The sequence below is a fragment of the Dickeya sp. ws52 genome, assembly GCF_007210685.1.
GTDB classification, from domain to species: Bacteria; Pseudomonadota; Gammaproteobacteria; order Enterobacterales; family Enterobacteriaceae; genus Dickeya; species Dickeya chrysanthemi.
The window spans coordinates 57,657-72,688 of sequence record NZ_SZVX01000006.1; the positions used below are offsets into that span (position 1 = coordinate 57,657).

16 protein-coding genes are annotated in these 15,032 nt (G+C 53.3%); 13 read left to right on the forward strand and 3 right to left on the reverse strand.

Annotated features, from left to right (window positions below):
- Positions 1 to 379 precede the first annotated feature (379 nt).
- A complete protein-coding gene (gene grcA, locus FDP13_RS07360) occupies positions 380 to 763 on the forward strand; it encodes an autonomous glycyl radical cofactor GrcA (RefSeq protein ID WP_012768808.1) in 384 nt (127 codons plus the stop codon).
- A 219-nt stretch (positions 764 to 982) separates the two neighbouring features.
- Here grcA and srmB read toward each other — a convergent pair whose 3' ends face one another.
- Complete coding sequence (gene srmB / locus FDP13_RS07365) at positions 983 to 2,335, reverse strand: ATP-dependent RNA helicase SrmB (RefSeq protein WP_033576835.1); 1,353 nt, start codon at positions 2,333 to 2,335, stop codon at positions 983 to 985.
- Between the two features lie 135 nt (positions 2,336 to 2,470).
- Between srmB and FDP13_RS07370 the strand changes: the two genes are divergently transcribed.
- Positions 2,471 to 3,232, forward strand: a complete 762-nt coding sequence (locus FDP13_RS07370; protein WP_033576836.1) for a tRNA1(Val) (adenine(37)-N6)-methyltransferase — start codon at positions 2,471 to 2,473, stop codon at positions 3,230 to 3,232.
- 94 nt (positions 3,233 to 3,326) lie between these two features.
- On the opposite strand, the gene nadB is transcribed toward FDP13_RS07370, so the two are convergent.
- Positions 3,327 to 4,931: an L-aspartate oxidase gene (nadB, locus tag FDP13_RS07375; protein WP_012768811.1), complete on the reverse strand. Its 1,605-nt coding sequence runs from the start codon at positions 4,929 to 4,931 to the stop codon at positions 3,327 to 3,329.
- Positions 4,932 to 5,283: 352 nt separating this feature from the next.
- On the opposite strand from nadB, the gene rpoE reads away from it, so the two are divergent.
- The 11 genes from rpoE to acpS all read left to right on the forward strand — a co-directional run bounded on the left by rpoE (position 5,284) and on the right by acpS (position 14,729).
- Positions 5,284 to 5,859 carry an RNA polymerase sigma factor RpoE gene (gene rpoE, locus FDP13_RS07380; RefSeq protein ID WP_012768812.1) on the forward strand — a complete coding sequence of 192 codons (576 nt, stop codon included), beginning with the start codon at positions 5,284 to 5,286 and terminating at the stop codon, positions 5,857 to 5,859.
- Between the two features lie 49 nt (positions 5,860 to 5,908).
- Entirely contained in the window at positions 5,909 to 6,574 is a 666-nt protein-coding gene (gene rseA, locus FDP13_RS07385; RefSeq protein ID WP_012768813.1) for an anti-sigma-E factor RseA, read from the forward strand.
- Entirely contained in the window at positions 6,574 to 7,524 is a 951-nt protein-coding gene (rseB, locus tag FDP13_RS07390; RefSeq protein ID WP_012768814.1) for a sigma-E factor regulatory protein RseB, read from the forward strand. The genes rseA and rseB overlap by 1 nt, the downstream gene beginning before the upstream one ends.
- Positions 7,521 to 7,991 carry a SoxR-reducing system protein RseC gene (rseC, locus tag FDP13_RS07395; protein ID WP_143839122.1) on the forward strand — a complete coding sequence of 157 codons (471 nt, stop codon included), beginning with the start codon at positions 7,521 to 7,523 and terminating at the stop codon, positions 7,989 to 7,991. The genes rseB and rseC overlap by 4 nt, the downstream gene beginning before the upstream one ends.
- 260 nt (positions 7,992 to 8,251) lie before the next feature.
- A complete protein-coding gene (lepA, locus tag FDP13_RS07400) occupies positions 8,252 to 10,051 on the forward strand; it encodes a translation elongation factor 4 (RefSeq protein ID WP_012768816.1) in 1,800 nt (599 codons plus the stop codon).
- Positions 10,052 to 10,066: 15 nt separating this feature from the next.
- A complete protein-coding gene (gene lepB, locus FDP13_RS07405) occupies positions 10,067 to 11,035 on the forward strand; it encodes a signal peptidase I (RefSeq protein ID WP_012768817.1) in 969 nt (322 codons plus the stop codon).
- 182 nt (positions 11,036 to 11,217) lie between these two features.
- Positions 11,218 to 11,898, forward strand: a complete 681-nt coding sequence (gene rnc / locus FDP13_RS07410) for a ribonuclease III (protein ID WP_012768818.1) — start codon at positions 11,218 to 11,220, stop codon at positions 11,896 to 11,898.
- On the forward strand, positions 11,895 to 12,800 hold the full coding sequence (gene era / locus FDP13_RS07415; protein ID WP_027711277.1) for a GTPase Era: 906 nt from the start codon (positions 11,895 to 11,897) through the stop codon (positions 12,798 to 12,800). The genes rnc and era overlap by 4 nt, the downstream gene beginning before the upstream one ends.
- An 11-nt stretch (positions 12,801 to 12,811) precedes the next feature.
- Positions 12,812 to 13,546 (forward strand): DNA repair protein RecO, encoded by a 735-nt coding sequence (gene recO, locus FDP13_RS07420; protein WP_012768820.1) that lies wholly within the window; start codon positions 12,812 to 12,814, stop codon positions 13,544 to 13,546.
- Between the two features lie 71 nt (positions 13,547 to 13,617).
- The gene (pdxJ, locus tag FDP13_RS07425; RefSeq protein ID WP_143839123.1) at positions 13,618 to 14,349 is read left to right on the forward strand and encodes a pyridoxine 5'-phosphate synthase; all 732 of its coding nucleotides are present in this window, start codon (positions 13,618 to 13,620) and stop codon (positions 14,347 to 14,349) included.
- Positions 14,349 to 14,729, forward strand: coding sequence for a holo-ACP synthase (gene acpS, locus FDP13_RS07430; RefSeq protein ID WP_033576840.1), 381 nt, complete (start codon positions 14,349 to 14,351; stop codon positions 14,727 to 14,729). Before pdxJ ends, acpS begins: the two co-directional genes overlap by 1 nt.
- 24 nt (positions 14,730 to 14,753) lie before the next feature.
- Here acpS and FDP13_RS07435 read toward each other — a convergent pair whose 3' ends face one another.
- Positions 14,754 to 15,017 (reverse strand): YfhL family 4Fe-4S dicluster ferredoxin, encoded by a 264-nt coding sequence (locus tag FDP13_RS07435; protein WP_012768823.1) that lies wholly within the window; start codon positions 15,015 to 15,017, stop codon positions 14,754 to 14,756.
- Positions 15,018 to 15,032: the final 15 nt, after the last annotated feature.

Genomic DNA, 15,032 nt, shown 5'->3' on the forward strand with positions numbered 1-15,032 from the left:
AATGGCGTCAACCCGGGAATCGAGTCTGGCCTGATTGATCAATGCTGAGGGCTAAGCTTACCGTCAAACGCGCCGGAGGGAAAACTTTTCGCCGTTTGCTGTTGCCTTTGGGAGATTTTTTGTTGGTTTTTTTTAAATTTTACAAAAAAAGTTTTATCACTGGGTTCGGTGTAAATTGATATAAAACAATTAATTATAAAATCCATGTCGGATTGTGCCTGATTTAAATTGATTTGAATCAAAGTATGCCCTGTGCGGGGCTGGTATACAGGTAGCCAGATTCGGTTGATTGGGTACTGGCGTTAATACTGCTGGCGACTTGTTATCAACCGTGGAATTTTGTATTCGGTTCAATAGACGCCGCTTTACGGAGGCAATAATGGTTACAGGTATTCAGATCACCAAAGCAAATAACAATGCCCTGGTTAACTCTTTCTGGTTGCTGGATGAAGAGAAATCTCAGGCGCGTTGTGTCTGTGCCAAATCGGATTTCAATGAAGATCAAATCGTTGCTATCAGCGAGCTGGGGCAATTCGAATATCGTGAAGTACCGCTGGAAATCAAACCGGAAGTACGTGTCGAAGGTGGCCAGCATCTGAATGTTAACGTATTGCGTCGTGAAACGCTGGAAGATGCGGTTAAAAATCCGGAAAAATATCCGCAGTTGACCATTCGTGTATCGGGTTATGCCGTGCGTTTCAACTCGCTGACGCCTGAACAGCAACGTGATGTGATCGCTCGTACATTTACCGAAAGCCTGTAAGTGCGCCGATAAAATAGCGATTTACTTGAGTCATGCCGGTCACGTAATGTGGCCGGCATTGTTTTTTGGGGCTACATGCCAGGCCCGTAAGTGTGCGTCAGATATACACAGACGTTGTCCAAATGCCGCTCCGTTGTCTCCCTCTGTTGTCCTGAAAAGCAACAGGGAGCCATGCGGCTCCCTGTCAGGCTTAGATCTAGATCTGCGCAACAGACTTTGTCAGCTGTTATCCACCGGCTTTTCTTTCGTCTGTTCAGCCGGGGTTTTGGCTTTGGGTTGACGGCGTTTGCCGATATTTTTGCTGTCGCGGTGACGCACTTTGACCTTTGCCTTCTGCTTTTCTTTCTCTTTTTCTTTCTGCTCTTTGCGCTTGGCCAGCACTTTTTTCGATGGCTTACCGTTAGATTTGGGACTTGGCGCGCGGGTACTCGGGCGTAATTCATCGATGACGCGCGCTTTCAACGGCTCGTTGAGATAACGGCCGACCTTTTCAAGCAGCAGATAGTCATGCGCTTCGACCAGCGAGATAGCGCAGCCTTTACGGCCCGCCCGCCCGGTGCGCCCGATGCGATGCAGATAAACGTCGGAAGTACGAGGTAAATCGAAGTTGAACACGTGGCTGACGTCCTGAATATCCAGCCCGCGTGCGGCGACATCTGTAGCAACCAGCACTTTCACCCGGCCTTCGCTCAACCGTTTGATGGCTTCGTTACGTTTAGCCTGCACCATTTCCCCTTCCAGATAACAGGATTCGATGCCGGCAGAGCGCAACCAGTCTACCAGTTCATGCACTCGCTCGCGTTTGCGCACGAACACGATCGAACGGGTGACGTCCGGCTGTTTAAGCAGGTGGCTGAGTAGCGCTGTCTTGTGCTGAATGTCGTCAGCGCGATAGTACCATTGCAGAATTTTTTTACGCTCACGCCGCGACGGCTCGGCTTCTACTGTGATCGGGTCATTCAACAGGCGCTCGGCAAAATCCTGAATAGCATCGCCTTCCAGCGTTGCGGAGAACAGCATGGTTTGCTTGCGCCAGCGGGTTTCACCGGCAATATGCTCGATGTCCTGAGCGAACCCCATGTCCAGCATACGGTCGGCTTCATCCAGAATCAGGGTTTCTACTGCGCGACAGTCAAAATTCTCTTCTTTGATGTATTGCAACAGACGGCCGGTAGTGGCGACGACCACATCCTGATTTTCACTAAATACTTCGGCGTGATTCATATAAGCTACGCCGCCGGTGATGGTCGCAATGTCCAGATGGGTATGCGCGGCCATCGCCCGAGCCTGATCCGCTACCTGCATCGCCAGTTCCCGGGTCGGTGTCAGAATCAGAATCCGCGGCGGACCGGATTTTTTACGTGGGAAATCCAGCAGGTGCTGTAAAACCGGCAGCAGATAGGCTGCGGTTTTACCGGTTCCGGTCGGTGCGGAGCCGAGTACATCTCGCCCTTCCATTGCCGGGGGAATGGCCTCGGCCTGAATAGCGGTCGGGCGGCTGAAGCCCATGTCGCGCAAGGCGTCAAGCAGGCTGTCATCAAGATCAAACTCGGAAAAATTGGTCGCAGTCATGGTCTACCTCTGTTCGGGGCGCTGATTATAGACGCATTGGCGGGGTTGTTCATCTGTTTAAGCGGTATTCGCTACTTTTCCCAGGGGAATGTTTCTCCTATGCTAACCGCAGTTTGGCAACGACACGGCATAGTAATGACCTTTCAGCAGCATACACCGGCTTTGCGTACCGGCGGATTTACTTTTAAACAGTTTTTTGTGGCGCATGACCGCTGCGCGATGAAAGTGGGCACCGACGGCGTGTTGCTGGGCGCATGGGCGCCGTTGCGTGAGGAAACGCGGATACTTGATATCGGTTGCGGTTCCGGTTTGTTGGGCTTGATGCTGGCGCAACGCAGCGGTGGGCGGTTTCCCATTGATGGTGTCGAACTGGACGCCGCCGCCAGCACTCAGGCGGCGGACAATGCGGCGGCGTCGCCCTGGGCTGACTGTATTCGGATCTATCCGGCGGATATTGTTGGTTATGCCCAGACCGCAACACGGCGTTACTCTCTTATCGTGAGTAATCCACCGTATTTTTCCCCTGGTGTTGATTGCGCTTCTGCGCAGCGCGCGCAGGCGCGTTACACCACGACCCTGACGCACGACGCGTTATTGGATTGCGCCGGTCGGTTACTTGAACCTGATGGGCGATTTTGCGTGGTATTGCCGGCGGTGTCGGCGGAGGATTTTTTGGCGCTGGCGCAACGGTCGGCATGGCGTGCTGATATCCGAGTCGATGTAGCGGACAGTGCGAGTCGGCCGGTCAATCGGGTGCTGCTGTCACTGCGGCGTGGAGGCGAATCGGAGATAAACGCGATAGCGCTGAGTCGAACGTCGTTAATCATCCGTGATGATGATCGACGATATTCGTCATCTTTTCAGGCGTTGACGCGGGATTTTTACTTGTCGATGTGAAAGGGGATGCAGGAAGGGAAACTTGATCCCGAGAAGCCCGTTTTTGCGCAGTAGGTGGGGTGTGGGGCTGCCGGGGGAAACCCGGCAGGCGTGCTCAGGGGTGAAGAATGGTGGGATGTGCGTTTTCCGAACGTTGTGGATAATCGAGCGTATAGTGCAGGCCGCGGCTTTCTTTACGTTCCAGCGCACAGCGTACAATCAGTTCCGCCACCTGTACCAGATTACGCAACTCCAGCAGATTGTTGGAGAGGCGGAAGTGGGCATAATACTCATGAATTTCCTGCTGAAGTAGCGTGATGCGCCGCAACGCGCGCTCCAGCCTTTTGGTGGTGCGCACAATGCCGACGTAATCCCACATAAATAGCCGCAACTCGTGCCAGTTATGCTGAATCACGACCCGTTCGTCTGAGTTTTCTACCTGGCTTTCATCCCAACGAGGCAGTGATTCGACCCGTGTTTTTTCAGGGAGATGTTGCAGAATGTCCTCGGCGGCGGACCAGCCATACACCAGACACTCCAGCAATGAGTTGGACGCCATGCGGTTTGCGCCGTGTAAGCCGGTGTAACTGACTTCACCAATCGCATACAGGCCATCAAGGTCGGTGCGCCCTTGCTGGTCAACCACCACGCCGCCGCAGGTGTAATGCGCCGCGGGAACGACGGGGATCGGTTCCCGGGTCAGGTCAATCCCCAGCGACAGCAGCTTCTCGTAAATCGTCGGGAAGTGCTGTGTAATAAAATCCGCCGGTTTATGGCTGATATCCAGATACATACAATCAACGCCCAACCGTTTCATTTCGTGATCGATAGCCCGGGCGACAATATCCCGCGGCGCCAGCTCCGCCCGTTTATCAAAGTCAGGCATGAAACGGCTGCCGTCCGGCCGCGTTAACCAGGCCCCTTCGCCGCGCAGCGCTTCCGTCAGCAAAAAATTGCGTGCCTGCGGATGATAAAGGCAAGTGGGATGGAACTGATTGAACTCCATATTGGCTACCCGGCAGCCTGCACGCCAGGCCATGGCGATGCCGTCACCGGAGGAAATGTCGGGGTTGGTGGTGTACTGGTAAACCTTGGCGGCGCCGCCGGTGGCGAGTACAACCGCTTTAGCGCTGCACGATTCGACATGTTCTTTTTCGCGGTTCCAGAGGTATGCGCCGACGACCCGTTTGTGGCCCGGTAAACCGAGCTTGCTGGAGGTGATCAAATCGACGGCGTTGCAGCGTTCCAGCAAAACAATGTTGGGGTGCTGTCTTGCCTGGCTGACCAGCGTGGTTTCCACTGCCTTGCCCGTGGCGTCTGCGGCATGAAGGATGCGACGATGACTGTGACCGCCTTCGCGCGTCAGATGGTAGCGAGGTTCGCCGTGCGGTGCGGTTTCGGTATCAAATAACACACCTTGATCGATCAGCCATTGCACGCAATGACGCGCGTTACGGGCAATAAACGATACCGCTTCCCTATCGCATAACCCATCGCCGGCAATCAGGGTATCGTTGATGTGGGCGTCGATGCTGTCGGTTTCATCGAATACGGCGGCGATGCCGCCCTGAGCGTAAAAGGTTGCGCTTTCAGCGAGCGGCCCTTTGCTCAGCACCATCACCCGGGCATGAGGAGCCAGGCGCAACGCCAGTGATAACCCGGCGGCGCCGCTGCCGATAATCAGCACATCGCAATCGTAGTCTGTAACGGAAGACATCATAGTCGTTGTTTAATTTATAAAACGGTATTTTTGAATCTAGCATATTATTTATCTTAAATGCATTTAAATGTTTAGTAAATTAAACTCCGCGACCGGTGAATGATGGTTCGGGGTGCCAGCGACGGGCTTTTGACGTATGATTTCTCCAGTAGTGAGGGTGCGTGGTGAGAATAAAACCCCACAGAGCGGCACGGCGACATGCAACGCGTATCCAAAAGATGCAAAAAGCGTCATGTAGCGGAACTTTATAACATAAAAAGACTCCAAGCCGGTGCTTGCTCGATTTCAAATATATGGCTGGCAGTACGTGACTTAGGCGTGGTGACACGGTTTTGGGGAGACATGATCTCGGATGAGCGAGCAGTTAGCGGATCAGGTGCTGGTTGAACGGGTCCAGAAAGGCGACAGAAAAGCGTTTAATTTACTGGTCGTTCGTTATCAGCATAAAGTGGCGAGTCTGGTATCGCGTTACGTTCCTGCCGGGGACGTACCCGATGTGGTGCAGGAGTCGTTTATCAAAGCCTATCGCGCGCTGGAATCGTTTCGTGGCGAGAGTGCCTTTTACACCTGGCTATATCGTATTGCCGTGAACACGGCGAAGAATTATCTGGTGGCTCAGGGGCGGCGTCCTCCTTCCAGTGATGTGGACGCCAATGACGCAGAAAATTACGAAAATGCCAGTGCGTTGAAAGAAATATCGAACCCTGAGAATTTAATGTTGTCTGAGGAGTTACGACGGATCGTTTTCCAGACTATCGAGTCATTGCCCGAAGATTTGCGACTGGCGATTACGCTGCGTGAACTGGACGGGCTGAGTTATGAGGAAATTGCCGACATCATGGATTGCCCGGTCGGTACTGTTCGCTCGCGCATATTCCGCGCACGGGAAGCGATTGATAATAAAGTGCAACCGCTTATTCAGCGTTAGCTTGTTCTTAACGTTACTCATGACGGGTTTGACAAGGTAAGGTGAAGTTATGCAGAAAGAAGAACTTTCCGCTTTAATGGACGGTGAAGCAGTAGACAATGCGTTGCTGAGCACCTTGTCCAAAGACGACAAGCTGCAGCAACGCTGGCAGCGTTACCATCTGGTACGTGACGCGCTGCGCGGCGACGTTAGCGAAACGTTGATGCATGTTGATGTCGCTGCACGCGTGGCAGCCGCTCTCGAACAGGAACCCGTGCAGTTCAAGGCGCAGTCGGTGCTGGAGTCTCAGCCACATCCTCGTTCCTGGCAGGCTTTGCCGTTCTGGCATAAAGTTCGTCCGCTCGCCAGCCATCTGACGCAAATTGGTGTGGCCGCGTGCGTTTCGCTGGCAGTGATTGTTGGTGTTCAGCACTACCAGCAAAGCAACGTTGTGAGCGACAATATGGCCGAAGCGACGCCGGCGCTGAGTACTTTGCCGGTGATGGGCGGTTCGGCGTCCCCGGTTAGCCTAAGTGTGCCGGCTGAGAACAGCGCAGCGCACACCGGGCAGCGTCAGATGCAGGCGCAGCATGAACGTATTAATGCGTTGCTGCAGGATTATGAATTGCAGCGCCGCGTGCATTCCGATCAGCTCCAGTTGCAGCCGCAAGGGAGCCAGCAGCAGGCCGCCGTACAGGTGCCCGGTACTCAGTCATTAGGAATTCAACCGCAGTAATGAAGCGCTCCTGGTTTGCCGCATGTGTATTGCTGGGCAGCCTGTCTTATTCCTCTCTCGCCCCGGCAAGCGATTCCGGGGCGTTGTTGCAGCAGATGAGCAGCGCCAGCCGGTCATTGAACTATGAAATTTACTACATCAGTGTTTCCCGGCAGGGCATTGAATCGTTACGTTACCGCCATACGGTGCAAAATGGCGAAACACGGGCTGAACTTATTCATCTGGACGGTCCGAAGCGTGAAGTCATTCAGCGCGGCGGTGATATCAGCTATTTCGAGGCTGATGCCGAACCGTTCACCTTGTCGGGTGATCACATTGTCGATTCGTTGCCTGCGCTGATTTTTGCCAATATCGAACGGCTTTCCTCTTATTACGATTTTATCCCTACCGGTCGTATCCGCCTGGCTGATCGTCAGGGTGATGTGGTGAGAATCGTTTCCCGGGATGGGACGCGTTTTAGCTATATCATTTGCCTTGATGCGGAGTCGCGCTTGCCGTTACGGGTTGATCTGCTCGATCAAAACGGCGAGTTATTGGAGCAGTTCCGGGCTATTTCCGTTACGGTAGATAAAAATGTGCAGTTGGACATGAAGCCGTTGGATAAAGGCAGCCAGCCGCCGTCGCTCAGTATTCCCTCGACTTCTCACGCCGATTTTAACTGGATGCCGGAATGGTTGCCTGTCGGCGTGCAAGAAGTCTCTCGTAGCCAGCGGCAACTGCCGGGAGTGACCGGCCTGGCGGAATCGCGGCTATATAGTGATGGATTGTTTAGTTTTTCCGTCAATATCAGCCCGGTGGGGGAAAATCACCCTGACCAGAATGCCTCGCTGGGTCGCAGGACTATTCATACCGAAGTACGGGATAACCGTGAAATCACCGTGATTGGCGAATTACCGTTGGCAACGGCCAAGCGTATCGCCGATAACGTGCTCTTCAAGGCGCAGCCATGATTAAAGAATGGGCGACGGTGGTATCGTGGCAGGCGGGCATCGCCGTGTTGCATTGCGAACAACGCTCCGGTTGTCAGAGTTGCCAGTCCCGCTCATCATGCGGAACCGGCCTGCTTAACCAAATTGGCGGTGCGGCGACGCATCAACTGACCGTTCCGTATGCGCAACCGCTACTCCCCGGCCAACGGGTGGAAGTCGGCCTGGCGGAATCGAGCCTGTTGCGTTCGGCGATGCTGGTTTACCTGTTGCCGTTACTGGGGCTGATGCTGGGAGCCGCCTTGATGCAATACTGGCTGAACAGCGAACCGGCAACCGTGGCGGGAGCATTTGCTGGTGTGGCGCTGAGTTTCGCCGTAGTGAAGCGTTTATCCGCAAAAATCGGTAATAATCAACGTTATCAGCTGGTCATTCTGCAGGTTTCGTTGCCGGAAAATCTGTTGCGAACCGATATGACGCCCGAGCGTTGAAAGGCAGCCAGCCAGCGGGGAGGCTGCCTGTTATCGGTTTGATTTTTTTCTTTTAATGACTTTTTACCTCTGCTTTCATCTTCTCATCCATAACCTTGCCATAATCAAAAAATTGATTCGATGCGCCATGACTAGGTTTTCCTCCGTATGGCATGTAGAATGCTGCGATTCAGGTATATGACAGTAGCTATGGCTGTCATCACATTGCGCATGCCGTTCGGCAAGAATTTCAGAAATACCAAGGTAGAAAAACTTTTATAATGAAGCATATACGAAATTTCTCCATTATTGCTCACATCGACCACGGTAAGTCGACGCTCTCTGATCGCATCATCCAAATTTGTGGTGGCTTGTCCGAACGTGAAATGGAGGCGCAAGTGCTGGACTCCATGGATCTGGAGCGTGAGCGTGGTATCACCATCAAGGCCCAGAGCGTGACGCTGGATTACAAGGCTTCCGACGGCCAGACTTACCAACTGAACTTTATCGATACCCCCGGACATGTCGACTTCTCCTATGAGGTTTCCCGCTCGCTGGCCGCCTGTGAAGGGGCATTGCTGGTAGTGGATGCCGGGCAAGGGGTTGAAGCGCAAACGCTGGCTAACTGCTACACCGCGCTCGAAATGGATCTGGAAGTAGTGCCGGTCCTGAACAAGATTGACCTGCCGGCTGCCGATCCTGATCGCGTTAGCCAGGAAATCGAAGACATCGTGGGTATTGATGCGACCGACGCCGTGCGCTGCTCCGCGAAAACCGGTGTCGGCGTACCGGATGTGCTGGAACGTCTGGTGCGCGATATTCCGCCGCCGGAAGGCGACCCGGAAGCGCCGTTGCAGGCGCTGATCATCGACTCCTGGTTTGATAACTATCTGGGCGTGGTGTCCTTGATCCGTATTAAAAACGGTACGTTGCGCAAAGGCGATAAAGTCAAAGTCATGAGCACCGGTCAGGTGTATAACGCTGAGCGCCTGGGTATTTTCACCCCCAAACAGGTGGACCGCGATGCATTGCAGTGCGGTGAGGTCGGCTGGTTAGTGTGTGCGATTAAAGATATTTTGGGCGCACCGGTAGGCGATACTCTGACGCTGGCGCGTAAGTCCGCCGAAACGCCGTTGCCGGGCTTTAAAAAGGTCAAACCGCAGGTCTATGCCGGCCTGTTCCCGATCAGCTCCGACGATTATGAAGCCTTCCGCGATGCACTGGGTAAACTCAGTCTGAATGACGCGTCTTTGTTCTACGAACCGGAAAGTTCTACCGCGCTGGGCTTTGGTTTCCGCTGTGGTTTCCTGGGGCTGTTGCACATGGAGATCATTCAGGAGCGTCTGGAGCGTGAATACGATCTTGATCTGATCACCACGGCGCCGACGGTCGTCTACGAGGTGAAAACCACCAGCAACGAAGTCATCTATGTCGACAGCCCGTCCAAACTGCCGCCTGTTAATAACATCGAAGAATTGCGTGAGCCGATTGCCGAATGTCACATGCTGTTGCCGCAGGAATATCTGGGTAATGTGATTACCTTGTGCGTGGAAAAACGCGGCGTGCAGACCAATATGGTTTATCACGGCAATCAGGTGGCGCTGACCTATGACATTCCGATGGCGGAAGTGGTGCTCGACTTCTTCGATCGCCTTAAATCCACCTCGCGCGGTTATGCCTCGTTGGATTACGGTTTCAAACGTTTCCAGGCATCGGACATGGTGCGTGTGGACGTGCTGATCAACGGTGAACGCGTGGATGCGCTGGCATTGATCACCCACCGGGACAACTCGATGTACCGCGGTCGCGAGCTGGTGGAAAAAATGAAAGATCTGATCCCGCGTCAGCAGTTCGATATCGCGATTCAGGCAGCGATCGGCAACCATATTATTGCCCGTTCCACCGTGAAGCAGTTGCGTAAGAACGTACTGGCGAAATGTTATGGCGGCGACGTCAGCCGTAAGAAGAAACTGCTGCAGAAACAGAAGGAAGGGAAGAAACGCATGAAGCAGGTAGGGAATGTCGAGCTGCCGCAGGAAGCGTTTTTGGCCATTCTGCATGTCGGAAAAGAAAGCAAATAACCCTGAGGAGTTGGCATGGCCAATATGTTTGCCCTGATTTTGGCATTGGCGACGCTGGTGACCGGTGTAGTCTGGTGCCTGGAGCGGTTTAAATGGGCGCCGGCGCGGCGTGCCAAGATTTCTGCGTTGAGCCAGCAGATTAATGGTGCTGTCGACGAGAAAATGCTGGCGAACAGCATCAAACAGCCGGGATGGATTGAAACGTTCGCGTCTGTTTTCCCGGTGCTGGCACTGGTGTTTGTCGTGCGTTCATTCATTTTTGAACCGTTTCAGATTCCTTCCGGTTCAATGATGCCGACGTTGCTGATCGGGGATTTCATTCTGGTCGAAAAGTTTGCTTACGGCATCAAAGATCCGATAACGCAAACGACGCTGATTGAAACAGGGCATCCAAAGCGTGGCGATATCGCGGTATTCAAGTACCCGGAGAATCCACGGCTGGATTACATCAAACGTGTTGTGGGGCTGCCGGGCGATCGTGTGAGTTATGACCCTATCGCTAAGCAGGTCACGATTCAGCCGGGGTGCGGCGACAAGCCGAGTTGCAATAGCGCTTTGCCGGTGACTTACAGCAATGTCGAGCCCAGCGATTTTGTGCAGACGTTCAGCGGGAGTGGCCGCGAGATGACCAGTGGTTTTTATCAGATTCCGGTTGGCCAGAAAAGCGAAGGTATTCGCATGGCGATCCGCAAGGAAACACTGGGTGACGTGACGCATAGCATTCTCGCAGTACCCGGTGCGCAGGATCAACTAGGGCTGTACTATCAGCAACCCCGTCAGTCGCTGGGAAGTTGGGTGGTGCCGGCCGGTCATTACTTCATGATGGGGGATAACCGCGATAACAGCGCCGACAGCCGTTATTGGGGATTCGTTCCGGAGCGGAATTTGGTAGGTAAGGCAACGGCCATCTGGATGAGTTTTGAAAAGCAGGAAGGTGAATGGCCTACCGGCGTGCGTTTAAGTCGCATTGGCGGTATTCATTAATCGAATGTAAATAAACTCGCAGCATATTTGCGACTTCCGTTGTAGAATATTTCTGAATAATAAATGCTGGCTCCCGGGCGGGAGCCACTGCAAACGAAACAGTTTTGACTTCATTCACTGGCAAGGCAGGGCTGTTCCGTATGCTGTTGTTTAAAAAGGCATTATAGATCTATTGGTAACACATGAACCCCATCCTGATAAATCGTTTACAAAAAAAGCTGGGCTATACTTTCCAACAATATGACCTTTTATTACAGGCGCTGACTCACCGGAGCGCCAGTAGTAAACATAACGAACGGCTGGAGTTCCTGGGGGATTCCATCTTAAGTTTCGTTATCGCCAATGCGTTGTATCATCGCTTTCCTCGAGTGGATGAGGGCGATATGAGCCGGATGCGTGCAACTCTGGTACGTGGCAATACGCTGGCGGAAATTGCCCGTGAGTTTGAATTGGGCGAATGCCTGCGCCTTGGTCCCGGCGAATTGAAAAGCGGCGGCTTTCGCCGAGAGTCGATTCTGGCGGATACCGTAGAAGCGTTAATCGGCGGTGTCTTTCTGGACAGTAACATCCAGACCGTCGAGCGGTTGATTCTGAGCTGGTATCAGACTCGTTTGGATGAGATAAGCCCAGGCGACAAACAAAAAGATCCGAAAACCCGCCTGCAAGAGTTCCTGCAGGGACGTCACTTACCACTGCCAACCTATCTGGTGGTGCAGGTACGTGGCGAGGCGCACGATCAGGAATTTACCATTCATTGCCAGGTCAGCGGGTTTAGCGAGCCGGTAGTGGGTACTGGGTCAAGTCGTCGCAAGGCCGAGCAGGCTGCGGCGGAGCAGGCCCTGAAAAAGCTGGAGCTTGAATGAGCGAAGAACAGACCTACTGCGGCTTTGTCGCTATTGTTGGCCGGCCAAACGTCGGTAAATCCACGTTGTTGAACCAGTTGCTGGGGCAGAAGATATCCATCACTTCTCGCAAGCCGCAAACAACGCGCCACCGCATTATGGGGATCCACACCGAAGGGCCTTATCAGGCTATTTATGTGGATACGCCTGGGTTGCATATTGAAGAAAAGCGCGCCATCAACCGCCTGATGAACCGTGCCGCCAGCAGTTCGATTGGCGACGTGGAGCTGATTATCTTCGTGGTGGAAGGTACTCACTGGACGGATGATGACGAAATGGTGGTGAACAAGCTACGCGAGCAGAAAGCGCCGGTGCTGTTGGCCATCAATAAAGTGGATAACGTGGCGGATAAGACAAAGTTGCTGCCGCATATTCAGATGCTGAGTGAAAAGATGAATTTTCTCGATGTGGTACCGATCTCTGCAGAGAAAGGCACTCATGTCGATACCATTGCGTCGATTGTGCGCAAGCATTTGCCGCAGGCCATTCACCATTTTCCTGAAGACTATATTACCGACCGTTCACAACGCTTCATGGCATCGGAAATCATTCGCGAAAAACTGATGCGTTTTCTGGGTGAAGAACTGCCGTATTCAGTCACAGTGGAGATTGAGCGTTTTGTGGCTAATGAACGCGGCGGCTATGACATCAACGGCTTGATTCTGGTGGAGCGCGAAGGGCAGAAAAAGATGGTGATCGGCAACAAAGGCGCCAAGATTAAAACCATCGGCATTGAAGCGCGTCAGGACATGGAGCAGATGTTTGAGGCTAAAGTTCATCTTGAATTGTGGGTGAAGGTTAAATCCGGCTGGGCAGACGATGAGCGTGCGCTGCGTAGCTTAGGTTATATTGACGACCTGTAAGGCATACGCCGATGGAAGGCTGGCAGCGCGCATTTGTCTTGCATGGGCGACCTTATAGCGAAACCAGCCTGCTGCTGGATCTATTTTCTGAAGATGAAGGCCGTGTCCGGGTGCTGGCGAAAGGTGCCCGGGCGCGGCGTTCAAGTCTAAAAGGCGCTCTCCAACCGTTTACGCCGTTGCTGGTAAGGTGGGGAGGGCGAGGTGAAGTTAAAACGTTGCGTAACGCAGAGCCCGTCTCTCTGGCGTTACCGCTGAGCGGTTCATTGTTATACAGTGGCTTGTATGTGAACGAGTTGCTGACTCGGGTTCTGGAACTGGAAACCAATTATTCCGCACTTTTCTTCGATTATCTCCACTGTTTACAGCAACTGGCTGCTGCCAATGGTTCACCGGAGCCGGCGTTACGTCGTTTCGAGCTGGCTTTGCTGGAGCATCTGGGTTATGGCGTCGATTTTCTGCATTGTGCCGGCAGTGGTGAACCGGTTGCCGACACCATGACGTATCGTTACCGTTCGGAAAAGGGTTTTATTGCCAGCCTGGTGGTGGATAATGTCAGCTTTACCGGACGTGAGTTGCAGGCGCTGGCGTCAAGGGAGTTTCCTGACATTGAGACTTTGCGGGCCGCCAAACGCTTCACCCGCATGGCGTTGAAACCCTACCTTGGCGGGAAACCATTGAAAAGTCGGGAGTTATTTCGGCAGTTTATACCCAAACCCTATAAGGTGCCTCCCGATGAAAAGATCTAGAACCGAGCAGGTATCGCCAGGTACGACTGGCGTGTACACTGCGGCGATGACTTATTGTTGAAGGATGGATCATGGCTGAGTTGTTGTTAGGTGTGAATATTGATCACATTGCCACCTTGCGTAATGCGCGTGGTACGGCGTATCCCGATCCGATACAAGCGGCGTTTGTGGCGGAACAGTCTGGAGCCGATGGTATTACGGTTCATTTGCGTGAAGATCGACGTCATATTACCGAGCGCGATGTCCGTTTGCTGCGTCAGACTATTCAGACTCGCATGAATCTGGAGATGGCGGTAACCGATGAAATGCTGGCGATTGCCTGTGAGTTGAAACCGCACTTTTGTTGTTTGGTGCCGGAGAAACGTCAGGAAGTGACGACGGAAGGCGGGTTGGATGTGGCGGGGCAGCTCTCTCGCATCACGGCGGCGGTGACGCAATTACGTGAAGCGGGGATTCAGGTATCGTTGTTTATTGATGCTGATCGCGCTCAGATTGACGCTGCAGTAGCCAGCGGCGCGCCTTATATTGAAATTCATACCGGTGCTTACGCTGATGCGGAAAACGACGTCGCCCGGCAACATGAATTTGAGCGTATCCGTGACGCAGCGACTTATGCCGCTTCTTGTGGCATCAAAGTGAACGCCGGTCATGGGTTGACATACCACAATGTTCTGCCGATCGCCGCATTGCCGGAAATGCATGAACTGAATATCGGTCACGCCATCATAGGGCGCGCAGTAATGAGCGGCCTGGCCTTGGCGGTGGCGGAGATGAAAAACCTGATGCGGGAAGCGCGCCGCTAATGGCGATTTTAGGTCTCGGCACGGATATTGTCGAAATCGCACGTATTGAGGCGATCGTTGGTCGTTCCGGCGATCGTCTTGCTCAGCGTGTGCTTAGCGAGCAGGAATGGAAGCAATATCAGGTCCATTCCCAGCCTATTCGTTTTCTGGCGAAGCGTTTTGCCGTGAAAGAGGCCGCAGCCAAGGCATTTGGAACCGGTATTCGAGACGGCCTGGCGTTTGCTCAGTTTGAAGTACTTAACGATTCACTGGGAAAACCCAGTCTACGTTTTCTGGCGCGCGCCGCCGAACTGGCACAGACCATGGGGGTCAGGCATGTTCATGTGTCACTGGCCGATGAGCGGCACTACGCTTGCGCCACCGTGATTATCGAAGGGTAAGCTGAGTAGCTATAGGCTGAGACGCTATGACAACTGATCGGCGTGGTGCAACAGGACAAATTTTTCCCACAGCTGATCATGGCTTTCGAGATGATTAGCGTCTTTGAGGATCGTGTTGTCGATGGGGCAGACCTTCTGGCAGGTCGGCGTCTCATAGTGACCGACGCATTCCGTACAGCGTAACGGATCAATTTCGTAGATTTCATCCCCCATTGATATCGCCTGATTGGGGCATTCCGGCTCACACATATCGCAGTTAATGCATTTCGCGGTAATCAGTAGCGCCATGTTTTCTTTCCTTTC